Raw genomic sequence first — 23862 nt, forward strand, 5'->3', positions numbered from 1 at the left:
CGCACTAAGGAAAGAGCGAATGTTTTTCCGCATTGGTAATACGAAAATTGCTGTGGCTGCATCAGCAATTTTGTCTTCATTTTCACTGGCTCCGGTGGCTATGGCTAGCAACGCCTCCGAGCTTGAAATGCAGCGTGATGTTTATGATAGAGCGCAAGAGGTTTTAGACAACCGTGATCTAAAAGCCTACTCCGCGCTGCGTAACAAAATTCAAACATACCCTTTAACACCTTACACCGATTATCGAGCCTTTCTGATTGGCTTAGGTGATCGCACTCCTGCTGAGGTCGATGCTTTTATTGAAGAGAACAAGGCACTGCCATTTTCTAATCGAATGCGCGCACCTTATCTGGATTCATTGGCTTCTCAAAAGCAGTGGAAGACCATCCTTGAGTTTCAAACCAAAGAGCCTGTCGGTGAAAAATATCAATGCATCTATTATCGAGCGAATTACGAGCAAGGTAACAAAGACCTCGCCTTTAAAGGGGCGAAACAGCTTTGGTTGAGTGGCAGTGGTGTTGATGATGCCTGTGACCCTCTGTTTAAAAGTTGGGATCAAGCCGGTTTAAGAACGGATGAACTCATTCTAGATAGAATGTTATTAGCGTTTGAAGGCCGTAACGGCAAGCTGATGAGCTACCTGATCAAGCAATTGGATCATGATGAGTCAATTGCTCAAGCTAAGCAGATGAAGGCGTTGTACAACAAGCCTGAAAACGTGCTCGCATTTGCTAAGAAACATCCTGCTAATGAATTCTATCAAGCTCAAACGGAGTTTGGTTTCGAGAAGCTAGCAAGGAAGTCATCAAGCAGTGCTCAAGCGGTGTTTGATGATGTCATCAAGGCTCAGAAGTTTTCGAAAGAGAAATCTCAAGAACTTGCGGATTATCTAACGTTCCGTTTGATTAACACCGATTCTGAAGAGTTGATGGTGTGGCGAGACAAAATGCTCGCGAGCTCATCAAAGCAAGTGTTGCTTGAGCGACGTGCTCGTTTAGCGATCCAACATGCCGATTGGACTGGTCTACAACAGTGGATCGCGCGCTTGGATGACAAGCATCAAGCTTCGCTTCGCTGGCAGTATTGGCAGGGCAGAGCAGAAATTGCGCTGGGTGATACCGCGGAAGGTAACAAGCGATTGTCAGATATTTTGGGGCAACGTAATTTCTACAGCGTTGCGGCGGCGAAGCAATTAGGAAAGCCAGTTCAATACCCAACATCGACTATTGAATATAATGCTGAAATGGTGAAGCCGTTCGATACCTCTTTAGTTCGTATTGGTGAGCTGATTGACCGAGATAAAATTGCGGCTGCGAAGAGTGAGTGGCGTTGGTTATTAACCAATGCAGACAAAGACCAAAAGGCGATGCTTGCTGCCCACGCTGCGACACAACGATGGAATCACTTTACGGTGACGGCGAGTATCTCAGCGAAGATGTGGGATAACATTGCATTACGTTTCCCTGTTGCTCATAAGTGGTGGTTTAACTTCTACGCTGAAAAGCACGATATCGACCCAATCACCTTGATGTCTTTAGCAAGACAAGAGAGTGCGATGGATTCGGAAGCTCGCTCTCCTGTTGGCGCGCGTGGCATCATGCAAATTATGCCGAAGACGGCGCAATACACAGCTAACAAGCATCAGATTAAGTATAAGGGCAGCGATGATCTTTATGATGTTGGCAAGAACATAGAGATTGGTAGTCACTATCTGGATGGCTTGCTTTCTCAATACGACAACAACCGTATTTTTGCTTTTGCTGCATACAACGCAGGGCCAAGCCGTGTGAAGCAGTGGCGTTCACGCAGTGACGAAAAGCTTGATGCGTATGCCTTTATTGAAATGATCCCTTTCAAAGAGACACGTGGCTATGTTCAGAACATCTTGATGTTTGAGACTTACTATCGAGATCTCTTAGGCGAGAAGGGCACGTTTTTAGCACCCCATGAGGCAAAAACGAAATACTAAGGTCTCGGCGCTTTGTCCGAAACTGAGTAAATATTAAAGGCAGTGAGTGCGAACCATTTCCACTTACTGCCTTTTTACATTGGATTGCAGCAAGTGTTGCGGTATAAAGTGTTAAACGCTTTCAATCGTTAAGCGACTCTTTAAAGTCTGAATTTAAAAGTAAGTGTAGAGATATGGCATCACAACCTGAATATGATAATTGGCAACAACTAATGGATTTGGTAAAGACGGCTGTCGAAAAAGATCAGCATGAGCTGTTGCTGACTATGATGATGACACCCGATGAGCGAGATGCTCTGGTTGCACGAATTAATATCTTTTGTGAGTTGATGAAAGGCGAGATGTCTCAAAGACAAGTAAGTCAAATGTTAGGAGTAGGTGTGGCGACAATTACTCGAGGCTCGAATGAGCTAAAAGCAAAATCGGAACAAGAGAAAGCCGTGATTGCGGATCTACTACTCAAATAGTCACTAAGTTGTGAGAGTAAGAATTCGATAAAAAACGCTAACTGACTGTTAGCGTTTTTTTGTTTTTGAGCATTCGTTTTGGCTCATTCACTTCAGATGTTTTTGAGCTCTAGCTAAACACTAAATAGGAAAGTGCTCAGGGTTCACAAATGGGATCAGAGCTAGGATTAAAGCTTGGTGATACACCGAACTGCGAGACAGTTGGTTATGTGTCAGTAAGCCAATTGCACCGCCTTTCTGTTTGATATTGTCAGTACCAAACACTTCATCCATTACATCTCCGAGCTCGTTTGCATGCTCTAGCTTTTCAAGTACGGCTGGTGGCAGCATCAGACTTGCTGAACGCGACTCGCCTCGTTGTCCGTTAGATTCAATCACCATCCATGCAAAGGTGACGTTTCTTTCTATTCCTGCTTCTAGACCAACATAAAAGTCAGCATTGGGCTGCGCTTGAGTAGCGTTATGCACACGGTTCACCGTACCTTGATAGGTTTCATCATTGCTCATCGGTTGATCTGCTACGCCACTTGGCACACTGACGCCTGTGAACTCAAAATCGGTACCTGGAAAAGCCGACTGAAACGCGCTTTTAACAGCATTTATTTTTGCAGGGTTTAGCGAAGCAATGATGACGTTCTTCATGTATTGGATTCTTCTTGTTGTTGATTAAATCGAAGCTGATTAAAGCGAAGTTGATGCGCACGATACCATTCGTTGAGCTCTTGCAGTGGCATAGGTTTACCAAAGTAATAACCTTGTAGCATGTCGCACTGGGCGTCTTGCAGCCATTTGTGCATCTCTTTGGTTTCGATGCCTTCAGCCGTAACGGTTTTGCCCTGTGCATGACACAGTTCTATCACGGGTTTAACTATGTTCTGATTGTCTGTTTCGATCAAGGTCTCTAAAAAGCCTTTATCCAATTTAATTTTCTGAGTTGGATATTCAACTAATTGGGTTATGGATGTGTACCCCGAACCAAAATCATCAATTGCTAATCGGTAGCCCATTCTAGACAGTTCGTTGAGCAGCGGGAAGCCTTGTGAGTTTTGAATAGAAAGTCTCGGTGATCTCAAAATCAATCAAACTTGGCGGGATGTTTTGAATCCCAGCATGTTGGTCAATAAATTCAGCGAGGTGCGTGGTTTCTATCCCGGCTGAAGATAAGTTGATTGATAGTTGAATGGAGTAATCAAATTGAGCCTGCAGTTGATGAAATGAGGCGAACGCATTCTTAATCACCCAGCGGTCGACAAGCTCATACAAACCGGTTTGTTCGGCTATCGGGATAAACTCATTCGGCGGAACCAATCCAAGGTGACTTGATTCCCAACGCAGCAGTACCTCTACGCCAATAACCTCGCTGCCACTAGAGTCCATATAAGGCATATAAACAAGCTTAAACTCTTCATCAAAGTTCTTCTCTCTTAACGCTTGCTCGATGCTGGCTTGGCGTTGAATGGTTTTGTCTAAGTCTAACGAGTAATCCGCAAACTGGTTCTTACCTGCCCGTTTTGCTTGATACATCGCAGTATCGGCATTCGACAACAACTTCTCAATGGAGTGCCCATCATTAGGATAAGTGGCGATGCCAATGCTGACGGTGATCGGAAAGCTACCAGATTCGGTAATAAACCCTTTTTGCAGCGGCTCTAATAGTTTTTCAGAGAAGCCATGTGCCACGTTACCCGAATGAGCGGGCGCATTGATATACACAACAAACTCATCACCAGACAAGCGTGCAGGCATGCAGTGAGCACGGTACTTCTCTTGATAAAGAGCACAAATGTCCGTGATACGCTGGGCGAAGGACACCAGAATCGAATCACCGATCTGATGGCCATACTTGTCGTTCTCTGCCAACACCTTTGTCTGTTGATAGGTGTTATCCAACTCTTGGTACATATCGTAAAAACGTTGTGATAAGCGGCCTAACTCATCATTTGTCCCCAAGCGTTCAATGTTCTTTCTCTGTTTCTTCTCGACTTGTTGAAGCTGTCTGTCTAAGCGTGTGATTGGGCTTATCACACAACGAGACAGAAGAATCAGTAACAAGGTAACCGAAACAAATGCAGATAAGGCAAAAGACAGGTTGAGTTCATTCCAGATAGATTTGAGTTTGTTGTCTAACAAGAACTGTGCAGGATCGAGTGTGGCGTAAAGCTCTGGTGCAAGTTTTACGGTTTGGGTTAATTCATGCCCTAGAGTTACTGGTGCTGGGGTAAAGAACAAGCTGGTTTGGTAGTCGAACTCTATCTGTTTCCGCAGTGAATTAAATTTATCGAGTGAGACTGACACCACCACAAAAAACACATTGTTGAGTTGATAGCTTATGGGTGTCGAAACCGTTTTTTATCAAGCACCTCATAGTGAACCAACATCCCTTCGCCTTGGGAGTTTTGTATGTAGTTGGTGCTCGAAGTAGCTAAGGTAGCTTGATATTGATGGTCGATGAATTCCAACACTTTGGGATCCATCTTGGCGAAAGGATCACTGCTATTTTCAGCGTAATAACTGAGGGTTCGATCTCCATCGAGAAGGGCAAGCCCTGTAAAGCTGCCGTCGCCATCTTGCAGTAGCTGAATCGTCTCGTGAAGGTTATCAATCAATCAAGCTCACGGTTGGGATTATCATCAACCATAAAGTAGTTCTTAACCATGTCACTTTTGGTAAGGGTATAAGAATAACTGTTTAGGAAAGCTCGAGACTGACGAAAGTAACCAGCTAGCTTTTCCATGCTTAACTGCAGTGCATTGTCTTCACGTTTGATGAAGCTGCTTTTTTGCGTGGAGTAGATGATATAGCTAGAAGTCGCCGTACTGAACAGTATTACAGGGGCAATCAGAAGTAATATTTTCGTACTTAGCTTCATGGCTATTCACAACATTGTTTATAAATTTTAGCGCGTCAGTTTATGTTACTTGGCATGAGCTCGCTATTTTTTAGACGATGTTCGGTGATTTCCTGTGAAGGGAGTAAGGTTTTGTCTTAATTGATAAAAAGGCACTAGTGAGTTTTATTGTAGAAGGACATAAAACGATAGTGGTCGTAGATATGCAGGGTCTGAGAAACAAATAAATTGTGTCTAAGGCGTGTCAGGTTAGCTGTTTTTGGTTTGAATTGTATTTACTAGCTAGTGAATAAAGCATTTGGCCTACTGTAGGCCAAATGCTTGTCAAGCTGAAATTCAGACTAGTTCAAAGCTATGACAACTTAACTTGAGTGGCTTTGATGTTCTCACTTGGGTAGCAGCCCAGAACCTTCAGATGACGAGTAATCGCTGTTAATTCAGTGATTGCTTGCTGCATATTGTCTGAATCTAGGTGGGCTTCTAGATCGACATAAAACATCTCTTCCCAAGGGTTGCCCATAATAGGACGAGACTCTAGCTTAGTCATGTTGATGCCCAAGCGTTGCAGGATAAGTAGCGTCTCAACCAAAGAACCCGCCTCTTGAGAAGTAGACATGATCAGTGTCGTTTTCGCAGGGATCTGAGTCGATACCTCAACAGGTTTACGAGCGACCACGATGAAACGTGTGTGGTTTTCTGTTTGGTTCGCAATGTTGCCTTGGATTGGCTGAAGTCCGTAAAGCTTGCCGCTAGACGCATTACCAATCGCAGCCATATCATCACCGTCCAGATCTTTAACCTTTTTCATTGCGTCGGCTGTGCTCGCGCAAGACTCAAGAGTCACACCTTTGAGGCGGCTCAAGAACTCACTGCACTGCTGATGTGGTTGTGGATGCGAGTAAAGTGTTTTGATATCTTCTAGACGGATATCACTTTTCGCCACTAGGCAGTGTTCGATTGGCTGAGAAAGCTCACCAACGATGTAAAGCGTGGTGTGTTGCAGTAGGTCGTAGACTTCGTTAATCGAACCAGAGCTGGTGTTCTCAATAGGCAGAACACCGTAGTCGGCATGGCCTGATTCTACTGTCGAGGCTACTTCCTTGAAGTGATTACAGTTTAGCTCAATCAATTCCATATTCTTGCGGCTGAAGTATTCACGACTCGCAAGGTGAGAATAAGATCCCTTAGAACCTAAGAATGCAACACGAGCCAATGGCTTGCGGCTTTGCGGATTCGCTAGGTTTTGTAAATATGACTGTTGCAGTAAAACAGAATCTTCGATGATGGTGTGAAACAGCTTAGTAATGTACTGCGCATCAAGTTCGTATTTATCTTTGCCGTTGTTGATCAGCTTTACTAATAGTTGTTGTTCTCTTACTGCATCACGAACTGGCTTTGATGTTTCTACCTTGCTTTTCGCAACTTCGATACTTAGCTTGCGACGCTCTGAAAGTAGGTTCAGTAATTCGTCGTCTAAGTCATTAAGACGAAGGCGGATATCATCCAGTGAGATTGAGCGGTCAGTCATAAATGTGTCCTTATAAAAAAGCCTCCCTAGTGTGGGAGGCTTCTTGTTCGTTTTTGACTTGTTTTTCTAAAACGACTTAGCCTCCGATTTACGGAAGAAAAAAGAAGTCAAAAATAAACAAAGATTGAGTGTGCATAAAAAGTGATTGTTTTATGAATGTTTAAACACAATAAGCAAGCGAGCTACGAGCGTCAAGCAAAAAAATAGCGCCCTGAGGCGCTATTTTTTAATCTGTTATCTTTCCTTATTCTACTTCAGCTTCTAGCTCTTCGATTTCAGGCTTTTCAGCGCGGCGCGCTTCTGGTTTATGACGCAGCTTGTTGAGTTGACGCTCTAGTTTTTGTTCTACTTCGTTAATGGCAACGTAGAGGTCGTTATGGATTGATGAAGCAACAAGTTGGCCTTTTGGTACGGTTAGTACCGCTTCAAATTTCTTCTTCTTGTTTGGTTCTTCACTAAAGCTCGCTTGGCAGCCAATGATGTCTACTTGCCATTTATCCAGCTTCTTAAATTTGCTTTCTATGTGATCACGGATTGCAGAGGTAATGTCGATGTTTTTACCAGTGATGTTCATTTTCATAGAAGTTTTCCTCTGTTGTATCCCTCATGGGTTAACTTCAGATTACGACTTTTAGGAATAAAGAACGTGATATAGATCTTGTTTTGGTCGGGTGTTATGATCATTAAAATCAAATGTGATCTCACGCAAGTCTTGGTATCTTTTTGTCGAAAAATGCTTGTTATCCCTATGAAAAACGATAACTTGAAGGCAAGGCTTCGCTAAAAATTAAATCAGTTTTTAGGGGAGTTTTACAGCCTTTTTAAAGTGCGTGATGAAAATTCACTCAATAAGATTATGTGAAATAACGCACATTTAGCTTCTGCTTTAATTGAATATTGAGAGCCCGCACAGGTTTCCTTGTTGCGGGATTTTAGTTTTTCGTTGCTTCGCGATTTCGCAATCGGAAAGTTTCGTATGGACTCAATATGAATTTTTGAGTTTGAACGTTAATCATTGGTTCGTAGTACTTTCGTTTTACTGTTATCTCGGATGGTATTAATTACCTTTAATTGTTTGTAAATAACGAAGTAGCGATTGATGTTGGCTACGTAGATTACTGGTTCTTTACTCACATACTTACGAGTGATGATTTCTACATTCTTGAACCAGATGTTGGGGTTATAACCTTTTTCCTTGGCGAGAGTTCTCATCCTTCTAATCTTAGCGGGTCCGGCGTTGTAAGAAGCCAACGTAAAATAGATCTGGTTGTCAGCCGTTATGGCAGGGTCATTAAAATACCGATCTTTGATAAATCGCATATATTTTACACCCGCGTGGATATTATTATCGACTTTGTGAATGTTTTTAATATTGACGTTTTTGTCTCTAGCTGTACTCGGGAGCACCTGCATTATACCAACGGCACCTCGGTGAGAAACTCTGCTCTGATCAAGCCCTGATTCTTGAAAGCCTTGAGCTGACATCATTAAAGGGTCAAATTCATATTTGCTTGAGTATTTTTCAAACACACCAGCAAGTTTAGCCGCTCTGTCAACTTTGTTGGGATTGAGAGCTCGACCTAACCAACGAGTATTATCAATGTACTTTTGGTAGATCACGTTACCGAGCAAGGTACCAGTTCGTGCTATCTTAACGTATTGATTTATCTCTTTTTTAAGTTTGGGGCTGTTTTTTCTCAACGCCCAAGCAATACGGCTATTTTCACGAAGAGGGAAAGTGGTATGTATTTGAATATTTGTCATTACATCAATCCATATTTTTGCTTTGTGACTATCGAGTATCGTACCTTGGATATATCCTTGGTTTACAAGCTCCATTAGTTCATAATCTTGAAGGGATTCTTCGACAAAATTAACATGCAATGGAGGAAGACCCAACTCATCAAGTTCTTTGTTTACTCTCTGCACACTTTCAAAGTAACTCGAACTTGCTCGAACCCAGACCTCTTTGCCACTTAGCTGCTTTATTCCTGTAATAGGTTCAATGCTTCTATTTGTAATTATCAACTCTTTAGTGTTCTTAATTATCGGCTCTGAGAAATCGACTATCTGTAGCCTTTTATCAGTTATAGTTAGATTAGCGACAGCAATATCTCCATACCCTTTTTCCAACGACGTAATAAGTTCATCTCTTTGAACAGGGATGACTTGTACATTCACAAATGGGTTCTTTTTACGAAGAATGTTTTCAAAATGATAAAGCATCTCTGCCACAATACCCTTTGGTTTACCATCTTCTATATAGTAGAAACCAAGATCGGCCGACACAAGCACTCTAACCATTCCTTTGGTTTCAAGCACATCTAAGTCGCCTACATACGGTTTGTTTCTCAATGGTGAGAGCTCTAATGAGTATGACAATTGACTAAATAAAGTGATCCCAATAAATAATAACAATCTGCTCACACCACACCCCATGTTGATATTTTGTTAAACGTCATTTATTGAATGATAGTGTGGATAATGATAGCCATCAAGTTTACCGGATGGGGATCTAAAAAAGCGCGCTAATAAATTAGCGCGCTTTTGGTCTTGAGGTGTAAACGTTGATTAAGGGAGTGGGTTTAACTCAATCAACTTTTCTGTTCTTGAAACTGCATCTTCTAGGCCTAGTTGTTTGTAGGCTTCGAGCTGTATTTTCAAAGATTTACGCGCTGCAATGGTGTCAGGGTAAGTCTTTTGCAGTTCTTGAGTTCTGTTTACTGCAGCAATCCAAGCTTCACGGCGTAGGTAGAAATCTGCTGTTGCTAAGTCGTATTCTGCTAGGCGGTTCTTTAGTGCGAACATGCGTTTTTGTGCATCTTCCGCATATGGACTTGCCGGGAAACGCTCAAGTAATCGCTTGAAGTCAGCAAAAGCAAGCTTCACTGGTTCTGGATCTCGGTCACTACGATCGATATTAAAAATATCGTGCATGAAGTTTCGATCTTGTGCCATGTGCGTTAGGCCGCGCATGTAAAGAACCCAGTCTTGTTTCTCGTGAGTTGGGTTTAAACGCAGGAATCGTGAAATGGTCGCAAGGCCAAGAGCCAAGTCATCATTTTTGTAGTAAGCGTAAATCAGATCGAGCTGTACTTGTTCAGAATAGGCGCCGAATGGGTAACGAGAGTCTAGGGCTTCTAGCTTTTCGATTGCAGAAAGCCAGCTACCGCTCTGCAGTGATTCTTGAGCGTCAGAGTAGAGAACCGATGGTGGTACATCTGGCACTATCTCTTCACTACTTGAACAACCAACCAAGAGTGATACGGCCAATAGACCCGATAAAGTAAGGTGTTTCATGTCAGGCGTCGATTCCTTGAATTAAATATTTCGTAAGCTTCCGTTACTTTCTAACCAGTAACAGATACAATGATGCAATTATTCTATTTTATCCATACTAATGGGTATTAGTCTCACGGTTTTTAAAAAAGTTCGATATGGCTCAGCAGATCACATTAACAGACACAGTAAAAAGCAGCCAGTTAGGTCAACGTTTAGACCAAGCTGTCGCTGAACTATTTACCGATTTTTCTCGCTCTCGTATTAAAGAGTGGCTTCTTGACGGCAAAATCCAAGTGGATGGCGAAGTTATCACTAAGCCGCGCGTTAAGGTTATGGGCGGTGAAGAGATCATCTTGCAAGCTGAACTTGCAGATGAAGAGCGCTGGGAAGCACAAGACATTCCTCTAGACATTGTCTACGAAGATGACGATTTATTGGTTATCAACAAGCCTCGCGACTTTGTTGTTCACCCTGGAGCAGGTACGCCGGATGGAACCGTGCTAAACGCGTTACTGCACCACTACCCACAAATTGCTGAAGTACCTCGTGCAGGTATTGTGCACCGTCTTGATAAAGACACAACTGGTCTTATGGTTGTGGCTAAAACGGTTCCAGCTCAAACTCGTCTTGTACGTGCATTGGCTAAGCGTCGTATTACTCGTGAGTACGAAGCGATTGCTATCGGTAAAATGACTGCTGGTGGTGTGGTAGAAAAAGGCATTAGCCGTCATGCAACTAAGCGTACCTTAATGGCGGTAAATGAAGTTGGTAAGCCTGCGGTAACTCACTACCGTGTTGCTGAGCATTTCCGTGAACATACGCGTATTCGTCTGCGTCTAGAAACTGGCCGTACTCACCAAATCCGTGTTCACATGTCATACCTTCAGCACCCGCTTCTAGGTGATGTGGCATACGGTGGTCGTGCACGCATTCCAAAAGGTGCATCTGAAGAACTAACGACAATGATTCGTTCTTTTGACCGCCAGGCACTGCACGCGGTTATGCTTAAATTTGTTCACCCAATTACAGGTGAAGAAGTTGAGTTCCACGCTCCAGTACCAAATGACATGGTTGTAATGGCTGAAGCGTTACGTGTTGATGCTCGCGAAAATCTAGAAGACGACATTTAATCATGTCAAAGATCATCCCTAACTGGAATGCGCCTAAAAACGTGAAGGCATTTGCCTCGACACGTTTCGAGGGCTTTTCGACGGGTGCGTACCAAGGATTAAACCTAGGTACGCATGTTGGGGATGATGCTTCGCTTGTCGAAAAAAACCGAGCATGGCTTAAGCAACAAGCGAATATGCCTACTTCACCAGTCTGGTTAAATCAAACTCACTCAACGGATGTTGTTACGGTTTTAGAGCCAACGACGGATGTTCTCGATGCTGATGGTGCATTTACCACGGCTACCGGTGTTGTCTGTTCTGCAATGACGGCCGACTGTTTGCCAGTCATTCTTACTGATACCAAAGGTACTCAAGTCGCTGCGGTTCATGCAGGTTGGCGTGGTCTTGCTGGTGGTATTCTTGAAAATGCAGTCGCGAAGTTTTCAAACCTAGATTCAGATAACCAAATTATGGCTTGGCTTGGTCCTGCCATTGGTAAAGATGTGTTTGAGGTTGGTGATGACGTGCTAGAAGTTTTTGTTAATTTTGACCCTCAAGCTCAATCAGCATTTCAAGCCAAAGCTGAACCAGGAAAATGGCTAGCGAACATGTCTCAACTTGCAACACAAAGACTCGCGAAAGTGGGCGTGTCACAAGTGACAGATTCGAATCTATGTACATTCGCAGATTCAGACGCTTTCTATTCTTATCGTCGTGATGGCATTACAGGGCGCCAGGCTACTTTTATTTGGTTAGAGTAATCTCTAACTAGTGCTACTACTCATCCGGCTCATTTATATTTTTAGATAAGCTCTATTCTTCATTCTTATCCCTTGAAAATCTGCGTTACCGTATCCATCTTCTAACCATAAGATAAACATATCTAAGAGTAGGAAGGTGGGCATGCGTCTCGATCGATTCACTAGTAAATTCCAAATTGCGATATCTGATGCTCAGTCGCTCGCATTAGGTCGTGATCACCAATATATAGAACCTGTACACCTAATGGTGTCTTTGCTTAATCAAGATGGCAGTGCAATTCGCCCATTGCTGACCATGTTGAATATTGATGTGGTTCAATTGCGTTCAAAGCTAAGCGAAATATTAGACCGTGTACCAAAAGTAAGTGGTATCGGTGGTGATGTTCAGCTGTCGAATGCAATGGGCACGTTATTCAACCTATGTGACAAAGTCGCGCAAAAGCGTCAAGACAGTTACATATCTTCAGAAGTCTTCCTACTTGCTGCGGTTGAAGACAAAGGCCCTTTAGGTAACTTACTTAAAGAGCTTGGTCTTACTGAACAGAAATTATCTCAAGCTATTGAGCAAGTTCGCGGTGGCCAAAAGGTTGATGATCCAAATGCCGAAGACAGACGACAAGCATTAGAGAAGTTCACCATTGATCTGACTGAAAGAGCAGAGCAAGGCAAACTTGATCCTGTAATTGGCCGTGATGATGAAATTCGTCGCACTATCCAAGTACTTCAGCGTCGTACCAAGAACAACCCTGTCATTATTGGCGAACCTGGTGTTGGTAAAACCGCGATTGTTGAAGGTTTGGCTCAACGCATTATCAATAATGAAGTACCAGAAGGTCTAAGAGGCCGACGTGTACTCTCGTTGGATATGGGCTCTTTGGTTGCGGGTGCTAAATACCGGGGCGAATTTGAAGAACGCTTGAAATCGGTTCTCAATGAATTGTCTAAAGAGGAAGGCAACATCATTCTCTTTATCGATGAAATTCACACCATGGTCGGTGCCGGTAAAGGTGAAGGCTCTATGGATGCGGGTAACATGCTGAAGCCAGCATTGGCTCGTGGTGAATTACATTGTGTAGGCGCGACGACCCTCGATGAATATCGCCAATATATAGAGAAAGACCCTGCATTGGAGCGTCGATTCCAGAAAGTATTAGTCGATGAGCCAACGGTTGAAGACACGGTAGCAATCCTTCGTGGCCTGAAAGAGCGCTACGAACTTCACCATCACGTTGAAATTACTGACCCTGCAATTGTGGCAGCGGCAACGTTATCTCATCGATACGTTTCTGATCGTCAATTACCGGACAAGGCGATTGACCTGATTGATGAAGCGGCATCAAGTATCCGTATGCAGATCGATTCAAAACCGGAATCTTTGGATAAGCTTGAGCGTAAGATCATTCAACTGAAGATTGAGCAGCAAGCTCTGACTAACGAAAATGACGAAGCCAGTGAAAAACGCCTTCGTACATTACAAGCTGAGCTTTCAGATAAAGAAAGAGATTTTGCAGAGCTTGAAGAAGTGTGGAATGCAGAGAAAGCCGCATTGTCTGGCACGCAACATATCAAGTCAGAGTTAGAACAAGCTCGTATGGATATGGATTTTGCAAGACGTGCTGGTGATCTTAACCGAATGTCTGAATTGCAATACGGCCGAATTCCTGAATTAGAGAAGCAGTTAGACCTTGCGACTCAAGCTGAAATGCAAGAAATGACCTTATTACGTAATAAGGTTACCGATGCAGAAATCGCAGATGTCTTGTCAAAGCAAACGGGAATCCCGGTTTCAAAAATGTTAGAAGCGGAGAAAGAGAAGCTTCTTAAAATGGAAGGTGTTCTGCATAAGCGCGTGATTGGTCAAGCAGAAGCGGTGGAAGTGGTTTCGAATGCGATTCGCCGTAGCCGTGCAGGTTTGTCTGATCCGAACAAGCCGATTGGTTCCTTCCTATTCCTCGGTCCTACTGGGGTAGGTAAAACCGAACTGTGTAAAACACTCGCTAACTTTATGTTTGATAGTGATGATGCGATGGTTCGTATCGACATGTCTGAATTCATGGAGAAGCATTCAGTCGCTCGTTTGGTTGGCGCGCCTCCAGGTTATGTTGGGTATGAAGAAGGTGGTTACTTAACAGAAGCTGTACGTCGTAAGCCTTATTCAGTGATCTTGTTGGATGAAGTAGAGAAAGCACACCCGGATGTTTTCAATATTTTGTTGCAGGTTCTTGACGACGGCCGCTTAACCGATGGACAAGGTCGTACAGTCGACTTTAGAAATACGGTAGTGATCATGACATCTAACCTTGGTTCTTCAAGAATCCAAGAGAATTTCAACACACTCGACTATCAAGGGATAAAGAATGAGGTGATGGAAGTTGTTGGTAAGCATTTCCGTCCTGAGTTTTTAAACCGTGTTGATGAAAGTGTTGTGTTCCACCCATTAGGCCAAGAACACATTCAATCTATTGCTTCTATCCAGCTCGAGCATCTGAAAAAGCGTATGGAAGATAATGGATATGAACTTGAGGTATCGGAAAAAGCGCTTAAGTTGATTTCTCAAGTTGGTTTCGACCCGGTATATGGTGCTCGACCGTTGAAAAGAGCGATTCAACAGAGTGTCGAGAACCCGCTAGCGAAAGCGATACTGGCTGGAAAAATAAATCCTGAGAAGAAAGTACAACTATTAGTAAATAACGACAGAATTATTGCTCACCAATAATTAAAGCACGAACGGTAGGTACGATTAGCTGAAATTAAGGCGTAATCGTACCTATTTTGAACGCTTTGTTTGAATAGTGTTCGAACGGTCGCCGGTGGCGGCTTTTTTTTGTTTTTGGCCTTGTGTAAAGGATTATTCTCTCTATAATGCGCCTCCGTTGCCAAGGATAACCAAGCGGTTTGAACTGAGTAACAAGACGGAACTAAGCATTTAAGATGCTTTGAAAAATTAGCTGGAAAAAGTGTTTGACACTGGAACCCAATTCGCTAGAATGGCCGTCCACTTCGAGAGGCTCCTTACTGAAAGGAACGCTCAACAAGTAAAGCTCTTTAACAATTTAAACCTATCAATCTGTGTGGGCACTCGTTGATGAATATCAAAACGTCATTCTCAGGAATGGCAGTTACTTCGGTAACAAATTGATTTCAATGAACTGAGTGACCAATCAAGTCTTAGGACTTGGCACAGTCAATTCATTATCTTTCTGTTGGAAAGATAATAGCTTTAGAATTACATAGTAGTTTTGAAGTCAGTATTCGTTGAGTCACACCTATTAATTTAGGTAATCAAAACTTTAAATTGAAGAGTTTGATCATGGCTCAGATTGAACGCTGGCGGCAGGCCTAACACATGCAAGTCGAGCGGAAACGACATTAACAATCCTTCGGGTGCGTTAATGGGCGTCGAGCGGCGGACGGGTGAGTAATGCCTAGGAAATTGCCTTGATGTGGGGGATAACCATTGGAAACGATGGCTAATACCGCATAATGCCTACGGGCCAAAGAGGGGGACCTTCGGGCCTCTCGCGTCAAGATATGCCTAGGTGGGATTAGCTAGTTGGTGAGGTAATGGCTCACCAAGGCGACGATCCCTAGCTGGTCTGAGAGGGATGATCAGCCACACTGGAACTGAGACACGGTCCAGACTCCTACGGGAGGCAGCAGTGGGGAATATTGCACAATGGGCGAAAGCCTGATGCAGCCATGCCGCGTGTATGAAGAAGGCCTTCGGGTTGTAAAGTACTTTCAGTTGTGAGGAAGGGGGTAGCGTTAATAGCGTTATCTCTTGACGTTAGCAACAGAAGAAGCACCGGCTAACTCCGTGCCAGCAGCCGCGGTAATACGGAGGGTGCGAGCGTTAATCGGAATTACTGGGCGTAAAGCGCATGCAGGTGGTTCATTAAGTCAGATGTGAAAGCCCGGGGCTCAACCTCGGAACTGCATTTGAAACTGGTGAACTAGAGTACTGTAGAGGGGGGGGTAGAATTTCAGGTGTAGCGGTGAAATGCGTAGAGATCTGAAGGAATACCAGTGGCGAAGGCGGCCCCTGGACAGATACTGACACTCAGATGCGAAAGCGTGGGGAGCAAACAGGATTAGATACCCTGGTAGTCCACGCCGTAAACGATGTCTACTTGGAGGTTGTGGCCTTGAGCCGTGGCTTTCGGAGCTAACGCGTTAAGTAGACCGCCTGGGGAGTACGGTCGCAAGATTAAAACTCAAATGAATTGACGGGGCCCGCACAAGCGGTGGAGCATGTGGTTTAATTCGATGCAACGCGAAGAACCTTACCTACTCTTGACATCCAGAGAAGCCAGCGGAGACGCAGGTGTGCCTTCGGGAGCTCTGAGACAGGTGCTGCATGGCTGTCGTCAGCTCGTGTTGTGAAATGTTGGGTTAAGTCCCGCAACGAGCGCAACCCTTATCTTTGTTTGCCAGCGAGTAATGTCGGGAACTCCAGGGAGACTGCCGGTGATAAACCGGAGGAAGGTGGGGACGACGTCAAGTCATCATGGCCCTTACGAGTAGGGCTACACACGTGCTACAATGGCGCATACAGAGGGCAGCAAGCTAGCGATAGTGAGCGAATCCCAAAAAGTGCGTCGTAGTCCGGATTGGAGTCTGCAACTCGACTCCATGAAGTCGGAATCGCTAGTAATCGTAGATCAGAATGCTACGGTGAATACGTTCCCGGGCCTTGTACACACCGCCCGTCACACCATGGGAGTGGGCTGCAAAAGAAGTGGGTAGTTTAACCTTTCGGGGAGGACGCTCACCACTTTGTGGTTCATGACTGGGGTGAAGTCGTAACAAGGTAGCCTTAGGGGAACCTGGGGCTGGATCACCTCCTTATACGAAGATGTTCACGATAAGTGTCCACACAGATTGATGGTTTAATAAGTTAAGAGTAGAAATACTTTTCCAGATGGGGTTATAGCTCAGCTGGGAGAGCGCCTCGCTGGCAGCGAGGAGGTCTGCGGTTCGATCCCGCATAGCTCCACCATCTTTAAGTGTTCTTCCTTAAGAATCTTTAAAAATGGTTATTTCTTTTGAAATATCTAGCTCTTTAACAATTTGGAAAGCTGACTGATTGATTTACTTACGAGTAATTCAATCAAATTTAAAAGTTCTCAATGTTTACCTTTTAGGTAAACACAACAAACACATTCAAGTGTCTTGTATTCGAATCAAACCTAGTTTGATTCACATTGAGTCCGGCAAACAGTCATTGAGAATTAACCCTTCTTAATGACAACCAAAAACCTTGGTTAGTTGCCATACATTAAGACCCTTTCGGGTTGTATGGTTAAGTGACTAAGCGTACACGGTGGATGCCTTGGCAGTCAGAGGCGATGAAAGGCGTAATAACTTGCGATAAGCTCAGATTAGGTAGTAATAACCTTTAAGTCTGGGATTCCTGAATGGGGAAACCCACTTACATAAGTAAGTATCCTGTTGTGAATACATAGCAACAGGAGGCAAACCGGGGGGAACCGAAACATCTAAGTACCCGAGGAAGAGAAATCAACCGAGATTCCGAAAGTAGCGGCGAGCGAAATTGATTAGCCCTTAAGCTTTTAATGAGACAGATGAAGGCTCTGGAAAGTGCCGCAATAGCGGTGATAGTCCCGTAATCGACATCTCATCATCAGTGAAAACGAGTAGGGCGGGACACGTGATATCCTGTCTGAATATGGGGGACCATCCTCCAAGGCTAAATACTACTGACTGACCGATAGTGAACCAGTACCGTGAGGGAAAGGCGAAAAGAACCCTGTGAGGGGAGTGAAATAGAACCTGAAACCGTGTACGTACAAGCAGTAGGAGCACCTTCGTGGTGTGACTGCGTACCTTTGTATAATGGGTCAGCGACTTAATTTTAGTAGCAAGGTTAACCGTTTAGGGAGCCGTAGGGAAACCGAGTCTTAACTGGGCGTACAGTTGCTAGGATTAGACCCGAAACCAGGTGATCTAGCCATGGGCAGGTTGAAGGTTGAGTAACATCAACTGGAGGACCGAACCGACTAATGTTGAAAAATTAGCGGATGACTTGTGGCTAGGGGTGAAAGGCCAATCAAACCTGGAGATAGCTGGTTCTCCCCGAAAGCTATTTAGGTAGCGCCTCGGACGAATACTACTGGGGGTAGAGCACTGTTAAGGCTAGGGGTCATCCCGACTTACCAACCCTTTGCAAACCCGAATACCAGTAAGTACTATCCGGGAGACACACGGCGGGTGCTAACGTCCGTCGTGGAGAGGGAAACAACCCAGACCGCCAGCTAAGGTCCCAAAGTATAGCTAAGTGGGAAACGATGTGGGAAGGCTCAGACAGCCAGGATGTTGGCTTAGAAGCAGCCATCATTTAAAGAAAGCGTAATAGCTCACTGGTCGAGTCGGCCTGCGCGGAAGATGTAACGGGGCTAAGCTATACACCGAAGCTGCGGCTACGTACCTTAGGGTATGTGGGGTAGGGGAGCGTTCTGTAAGCCGTTGAAGGTGGTCTGTAAGGGCTGCTGGAGGTATCAGAAGTGCGAATGCTGACATGAGTAACGATAAAGGGAGTGAAAAACTCCCTCGCCGGAAGACCAAGGGTTCCTGTCCAACGTTAATCGGGGCAGGGTAAGTCGACTCCTAAGGCGAGGCCGAAAGGCGTAGTCGATGGGAAACGGGTTAATATTCCCGTACTTCTTACAATTGCGATGGGGGACGGAGAAGGCTAGGTGGGCCTGGCGACGGTTGTCCAGGTTCAAGTACGTAGGCGGGGTGGTTTAGGTAAATCCGGACCGCTACTAACGCTGAGATACGATGTCGAGCTACTACGGTAGTGAAGTCATTGATGCCATGCTTCCAGGAAAAGCCTCTAAGCTTCAGATTGTAAGGAATCGTACCCCAAACCGACACAGGTGGTCGGGTAGAGAATACCAAGGCGCTTGAGAGAACTCGGGTGAAGGAACTAGGCAAAATGGTACCGTAACTTCGGGAGAAGGTACGCTCTTATCAGTGAAGTCCCTTGCGGATGGAGCAGACGAGAGTCGCAGATACCAGGTGGCTGCAACTGTTTATTAAAAACACAGCACTGTGCAAAATCGTAAGATGACGTATACGGTGTGACGCCTGCCCGGTGCCGGAAGGTTAATTGATGGGGTTAGACTTCGGTCGAAGCTCTTGATCGAAGCCCCGGTAAACGGCGGCCGTAACTATAACGGTCCTAAGGTAGCGAAATTCCTTGTCGGGTAAGTTCCGACCTGCACGAATGGCGTAATGATGGCCACGCTGTCTCCACCCGAGACTCAGTGAAATTGAAATCGCTGTGAAGATGCAGTGTACCCGCGGCTAGACGGAAAGACCCCGTGAACCTTTACTACAGCTTGGCACTGAACATTGAACCTACATGTGTAGGATAGGTGGGAGACTTTGAAACCGCGTCGCTAGATGTGGTGGAGTCGTCCTTGAAATACCACCCTTGTAGTTTTGATGTTCTAACGTTGGTCCCTGAATCGGGATTACGGACAGTGCCTGGTGGGTAGTTTGACTGGGGCGGTCTCCTCCCAAAGAGTAACGGAGGAGCACGAAGGTGGGCTAAACACGGTTGGACATCGTGTGGTTAGTGCAATGGCATAAGCCCGCTTGACTGCGAGAATGACAATTCGAGCAGGTGCGAAAGCAGGTCATAGTGATCCGGTGGTTCTGAATGGAAGGGCCATCGCTCAACGGATAAAAGGTACTCCGGGGATAACAGGCTGATACCGCCCAAGAGTTCATATCGACGGCGGTGTTTGGCACCTCGATGTCGGCTCATCACATCCTGGGGCTGAAGTCGGTCCCAAGGGTATGGCTGTTCGCCATTTAAAGTGGTACGCGAGCTGGGTTTAGAACGTCGTGAGACAGTTCGGTCCCTATCTGCCGTGGGCGTTGGAAAATTGAAGGGGCTGCTCCTAGTACGAGAGGACCGGAGTGGACGAACCTCTGGTGTTCGGGTTGTCATGCCAATGGCATTGCCCGGTAGCTAAGTTCGGAATCGATAACCGCTGAAAGCATCTAAGCGGGAAGCGAGCCCTGAGATGAGTTTTCCCTGACGCTATAAGCGTCCTTAAGGGTTGTTCAAGACTAGAACGTTGATAGGCAGGGTGTGTAAGTGCTGCGAGGCATTGAGCTAACCTGTACTAATTGCCCGTGAGGCTTAACCATACAACACCCAAGGGGTTTTGTGGACTCAAGATAAGACCTTGAATGAGTTTGAATAGAGACTTTTAAATACAGTTTTCCGAATTTTAAAATTTGCTTGGCGACCATAGCATTGTGGACCCACCTGATTCCATGCCGAACTCAGAAGTGAAACACAATAGCGCCGATGGTAGTGTGGGGCTTCCCCATGTGAGAGTAGGACATCGCCAGGCTCCAAATTTATTTTCACTTTTCCAAAGTGAAGAAAAAAGTGTTATGAACGACTTGTCAGCGACGACAAGTAGTCCACTGCGGAGTGGTAGTTCAGTTGGTTAGAATACCGGCCTGTCACGCCGGGGGTCGCGGGTTCGAGTCCCGTCCACTCCGCCACTTATTCAGAGTTTCAGCTCTTTAAAACTGAAAATAGGGGTGTAGCTCCAATTGGCAGAGCAGCGGATTCCAAATCCGCGTGTTGGGAGTTCGAATCTCTCCACCCCTGCCATATTTAAGGCTCTAGTCGAAAGACTAGAGCCTTTTTGCTTTCTGGCGTCGAAATACTTCATAGCCCTCTTTCAGATTCTTCCATCTCAAATACCTCTTTGTTTATTCCCGAAAAGTTACCAATAATCGTCAACTATTCTCTAATGACGACTAGTATAAATAATATGCATCGCTTACTTGGGTTTGGTATGAGGTTATTTTTTGTATTAGTTGGGACTTTTTGTTCTTTTTTAGTGTCTGCAACGACTTGGGAAAAAGAGAAGACTCCCACGGTAAACTCAACTTCATCAATAGGAAGCTATGCCAACGGTTGCCTTGATGGAGCACAGGCCTTGCCAATCGACGGAGTAGGCTATCAGATTATTCGCCCTCAGAGAGGGCGTTATTATGGTCATACAGAGGCTATTCAGTTTATTGAAAGGTTAGGTGTAACTACAAGCGAGCAACTCGACACCAACTTACTGGTAGGAGATATTTCATTGCCCCGTGGCGGGCGCTTTTCATCTGGTCATTCAAGTCATCAAACAGGGCTAGATATCGATATATGGTTAAGACTGACAAGTGAGAGACTTTCAGTGAACGAACTTGCTGTTCCTAATCCTGTGAGTGTCGTTGATCTTACTAACTACAAGCTTCGCAAATCAAATTGGACAGATGATCATTTTCAAGTGATCCGTTACGCCGCGAAAGATGAAAAAGTAGTGCGTATTTTTGTTCACCCCGTGATTAAGCAAACCCTTTGTGAGCAAGAAAACTCTGATGCAGATGATAGAGCTTGGCTCGGGAAAATCAGGCCTTGGTGGGGGCATCATTCTCATTTTCATGTTCGCTTGAAGTGCCCAGAAGGGAGTGCTAACTGCATTGCTCAAGCTAGCCCTCCAAAAGGTGATGGCTGTGGCGAAGAACTTGCAAGTTGGGCTCCGAAAACCATACCTGTACCTCCTCCTAAAAAAGTCGCAAAAAGTAAGAAAAAGAAGAAAGTTAAAGTGATGCCAAGTCAGTGTTTAGCCTTGATATCCAATAAGTAATCACATCTATCGAGGTTAATTACAGTGGTAATGCCACTGGCTTTCTCGTCTCTGAAAGTTGAGGAATGTCACACTTTTGTCTAGAGTTTATAAACACGAGATTAAGAACATCGTTTGATATTAACAAAACCAATAACGACAACAGCAAGAACAATGACGAATTTGACAAGGTTTGGTCAGGGATAGAGTGTTTTTGGGGTGAAAGATGCGGCTTATGTGCAGTATGCGAAATCAGAGTCTGATACCCGTCGATAGATAATTCAAGGGTAAGACTATGACTATGATTTGTGCAAAGGAATTTTCAGAATGGTTAAGACATAGGTTCAGTACAGAAAACTCGGGTATTTCTATTTCAAGAGATGACATCAACCAATTGACGGGCAGACAACGACTAGCCCCTAGCTTTGTAAATGATGTCCACTATGAGTTGATGCAATATGGAATGGCGTTTGTGACTGATACCAGCAGGGAAAACTTTTACTCGTCCCTATAGCTCAATCAATTGGCGAGAGCGACTCGAATATCAATTTGAAAAAGAGCTCTTCTGTAATATTTATCCAATAGAAAAGTCAGGATAAAAAAAGACCCTGTAAATAATTCTGTGTAACTGTCGGGGTTACATATATTCAGTTAATCGGTCTTCGAACATAATCATAAAGCGGTTCAGGGCTTGTCGCCAGTTTCTAATTGGCATCGTCCATCTTTTGGAGGCATCCTGGATCGCTAAGAAGATCACCTTCCTTGCCGATTCATCAGTCGGGAACAGCTTACGCTTTTTAATCGCTTTTCTAATAACACTATTAAGTGATTCTATGGCATTAGTCGTATAAATTGCTCGCCTAATATCTTCTGGGTAGTTGAAGAGCGTGTTCAGGTTATTCCAATGTGCTGTCCAAGAGCGGCTGATCTGAGGGTATTTGCCATCCCATTTATCTGAGAAACTGCTCTAGCGCTAGCAAGGCTTCATCTTCTGTCTTCGACTGATAGATCTTCTTAAGATCGGCAGCCACAGCTTTATAATCTTTCCAAGGTACATACCTAACTGAGTTTCTCACCATATGGACGATACAGAGCTGGATCTGAGTATTTGGGAATGCGGCATTAATGGCATCAGGAAAGCCCTTCAGACCATCGACACAAGCAATGAAAATGTCTTTTACTCCGCGGTTTTGTAGCTCTGTTAGCACAGCAAGCCAGAACTTAGCACCTTCCGTCTCTGACAACCACATGCCAAGCAGCTCTTTTTGACCCTCCATGTTCACGCCTAGCGCAAGATAAACAGCTTTGTTGATGACTTGTTTATCTTGCCTGATTTTAACGACAATGCAGTCGAGATAAACGATTGGGTAGACTTCATCTAATGGGCGAGATTGCCATTCAACAACCTGCTCTAGAACAGAGTCCGTCACCTTAGATATAAGGGTTGGTGAGGCATCCGCATCGTACATTTCCTTGAATGTGGCTACGATTTCTCGGGTCGTCATGCCTTTAGTATAGAGGCTTAAGATTTTGTCATCCATCGACTGGAAACGAGTTTGGTGCTTGCGAACCAGCTTTGGTTCAAAGCTTGACTCACGGTCACGAGGAACGTCTATCGGCACTTCACCATCATCAGTGATAATAGACTTGCTGGTATACCCATTACGTGAGTTGGAGCTGGGTTTTGGGGAGTGTTTTCGTAGCCAAGGTGCTCATCAAGCTCAACATTCAATGCTGTCTCAACAGTCACCTTGGTTAACATTTTTCGGAAGTCATCAAGATCAGATTCTGTCTTAATTGATTTAGCTGCTTCACGAGCAAAAGCTTCAAGTGCTTTCTTATCCATACTATCCATCCTTAGCCTTTAAGGCTTAAGTCTAGACAGTTACACAGAATTTAGGACAGTCTCTAAAAAAAAGGTTCAACTTACAGTAAGTTGAACCTTTTCTCTTTTAGGTCAAGCCTTGAATGATGACAAACTTCTCTAGTAGCTCATCTTCAGTTTCAATGTGGTTTGGATCAGTGATGATGCACTTGGTAATTGGGCATACAGACTGACACGTTGGCTTTTCATAGTGACCTTTACACTCAGTACATAAATCAGGATCGATTTCAAAGATGCTGTCACCCATAGTGATTGCGCCATTTGGGCATTCAGGGTCACACATATCGCAGTTGATGCACTTGTCAGTGATTAACAGAGCCATTGCTTACTTCTCAGTTTTCT

General features: G+C 44.6%; 12 protein-coding genes, 3 tRNA genes, 3 rRNA genes, 3 pseudogenes and 1 other annotated feature. Of the genes and pseudogenes, 13 read left to right on the forward strand and 8 right to left on the reverse strand.

Annotation, left to right across the window (positions count from 1 at the left end):
* The first annotated feature begins 19 nt into the window (after positions 1 to 19).
* Positions 20 to 1969: a murein transglycosylase gene (gene sltY, locus ITG10_RS10925; RefSeq protein ID WP_017629778.1), complete on the forward strand. Its 1950-nt coding sequence runs from the start codon at positions 20 to 22 to the stop codon at positions 1967 to 1969.
* Positions 1970 to 2142: 173 nt separating this feature from the next.
* Entirely contained in the window at positions 2143 to 2436 is a 294-nt protein-coding gene (gene trpR, locus ITG10_RS10930; RefSeq protein WP_004739494.1) for a trp operon repressor, read from the forward strand.
* 120 nt (positions 2437 to 2556) lie between these two features.
* Here the strand turns inward: trpR and yjjX are convergent, their stop codons facing one another.
* The 6 genes and pseudogenes from yjjX to bamD form a co-directional block, all read right to left on the reverse strand.
* Positions 2557 to 3078, reverse strand: coding sequence for an inosine/xanthosine triphosphatase (gene yjjX, locus ITG10_RS10935; protein ID WP_017629777.1), 522 nt, complete (start codon positions 3076 to 3078; stop codon positions 2557 to 2559).
* A pseudogene (locus ITG10_RS10940) lies at positions 3026 to 5305 on the reverse strand (EAL domain-containing protein). The gene yjjX and the pseudogene ITG10_RS10940 overlap by 53 nt, the downstream one beginning before the upstream one ends.
* A 331-nt stretch (positions 5306 to 5636) precedes the next feature.
* Positions 5637 to 6812 (reverse strand): prephenate dehydratase, encoded by a 1176-nt coding sequence (pheA, locus tag ITG10_RS10945; protein WP_017629776.1) that lies wholly within the window; start codon positions 6810 to 6812, stop codon positions 5637 to 5639.
* A gap of 12 nt (positions 6813 to 6824) precedes the next feature.
* Positions 6825 to 6946 (reverse strand) — a sequence feature (Phe leader region).
* A 110-nt stretch (positions 6947 to 7056) separates the two neighbouring features.
* The gene (gene raiA, locus ITG10_RS10950) at positions 7057 to 7392 is read right to left on the reverse strand and encodes a ribosome-associated translation inhibitor RaiA (RefSeq protein ID WP_017629775.1); all 336 of its coding nucleotides are present in this window, start codon (positions 7390 to 7392) and stop codon (positions 7057 to 7059) included.
* 428 nt (positions 7393 to 7820) lie between these two features.
* Positions 7821 to 9239, reverse strand: a complete 1419-nt coding sequence (locus ITG10_RS10955) for a lytic transglycosylase F (protein WP_348983554.1) — start codon at positions 9237 to 9239, stop codon at positions 7821 to 7823.
* Positions 9240 to 9383: 144 nt separating this feature from the next.
* Positions 9384 to 10112 carry an outer membrane protein assembly factor BamD gene (gene bamD, locus ITG10_RS10960; protein WP_176682030.1) on the reverse strand — a complete coding sequence of 243 codons (729 nt, stop codon included), beginning with the start codon at positions 10110 to 10112 and terminating at the stop codon, positions 9384 to 9386.
* A gap of 137 nt (positions 10113 to 10249) precedes the next feature.
* Here bamD and rluD point away from each other — a divergent pair, with 137 nt between their 5' ends.
* The 11 genes and pseudogenes from rluD (at position 10250) to ITG10_RS11015 (ending at position 22234) form a co-directional block, all read left to right on the forward strand.
* Complete coding sequence (gene rluD, locus ITG10_RS10965) at positions 10250 to 11224, forward strand: 23S rRNA pseudouridine(1911/1915/1917) synthase RluD (protein ID WP_017629774.1); 975 nt, start codon at positions 10250 to 10252, stop codon at positions 11222 to 11224.
* Positions 11225 to 11226: 2 nt separating this feature from the next.
* Positions 11227 to 11967, forward strand: a complete 741-nt coding sequence (pgeF, locus tag ITG10_RS10970; protein WP_248386390.1) for a peptidoglycan editing factor PgeF — start codon at positions 11227 to 11229, stop codon at positions 11965 to 11967.
* Between the two features lie 142 nt (positions 11968 to 12109).
* Positions 12110 to 14683, forward strand: a complete 2574-nt coding sequence (gene clpB / locus ITG10_RS10975; RefSeq protein WP_017629771.1) for an ATP-dependent chaperone ClpB — start codon at positions 12110 to 12112, stop codon at positions 14681 to 14683.
* 576 nt (positions 14684 to 15259) lie between these two features.
* Positions 15260 to 16815: ribosomal RNA gene (locus ITG10_RS10980) — 16S ribosomal RNA — on the forward strand.
* A gap of 75 nt (positions 16816 to 16890) precedes the next feature.
* Positions 16891 to 16966, forward strand: a tRNA-Ala gene (locus tag ITG10_RS10985).
* Between the two features lie 301 nt (positions 16967 to 17267).
* A 23S ribosomal RNA gene (locus ITG10_RS10990) occupies positions 17268 to 20151 on the forward strand.
* Between the two features lie 93 nt (positions 20152 to 20244).
* A 5S ribosomal RNA gene (rrf, locus tag ITG10_RS10995) occupies positions 20245 to 20360 on the forward strand.
* The 16S, 23S and 5S rRNA genes sit together here with 3 tRNA genes alongside, the layout of an rRNA operon.
* Before the next feature lie 80 nt (positions 20361 to 20440).
* Positions 20441 to 20517 (forward strand) — tRNA-Asp (locus ITG10_RS11000).
* 35 nt (positions 20518 to 20552) lie between these two features.
* A tRNA-Trp gene (locus ITG10_RS11005) sits at positions 20553 to 20629 on the forward strand.
* A gap of 187 nt (positions 20630 to 20816) precedes the next feature.
* Complete coding sequence (gene mepA / locus ITG10_RS11010) at positions 20817 to 21656, forward strand: penicillin-insensitive murein endopeptidase (RefSeq protein ID WP_248386833.1); 840 nt, start codon at positions 20817 to 20819, stop codon at positions 21654 to 21656.
* Positions 21657 to 21930: 274 nt separating this feature from the next.
* Positions 21931 to 22234: pseudogene (locus tag ITG10_RS11015) on the forward strand (hypothetical protein).
* A 38-nt stretch (positions 22235 to 22272) separates the two neighbouring features.
* On the opposite strand, the pseudogene ITG10_RS11020 reads toward ITG10_RS11015, so the two are convergent.
* Positions 22273 to 23481, reverse strand: a pseudogene (locus tag ITG10_RS11020) (IS256 family transposase).
* Positions 23482 to 23587: 106 nt separating this feature from the next.
* Positions 23588 to 23842: a YfhL family 4Fe-4S dicluster ferredoxin gene (locus ITG10_RS11025; protein WP_004740368.1), complete on the reverse strand. Its 255-nt coding sequence runs from the start codon at positions 23840 to 23842 to the stop codon at positions 23588 to 23590.
* Positions 23843 to 23862 lie beyond the last annotated feature (20 nt).

The organism is Vibrio sp. ED004 (genome assembly GCF_023206395.1).
In the GTDB taxonomy this organism is placed as follows: Bacteria; Pseudomonadota; Gammaproteobacteria; order Enterobacterales; family Vibrionaceae; genus Vibrio.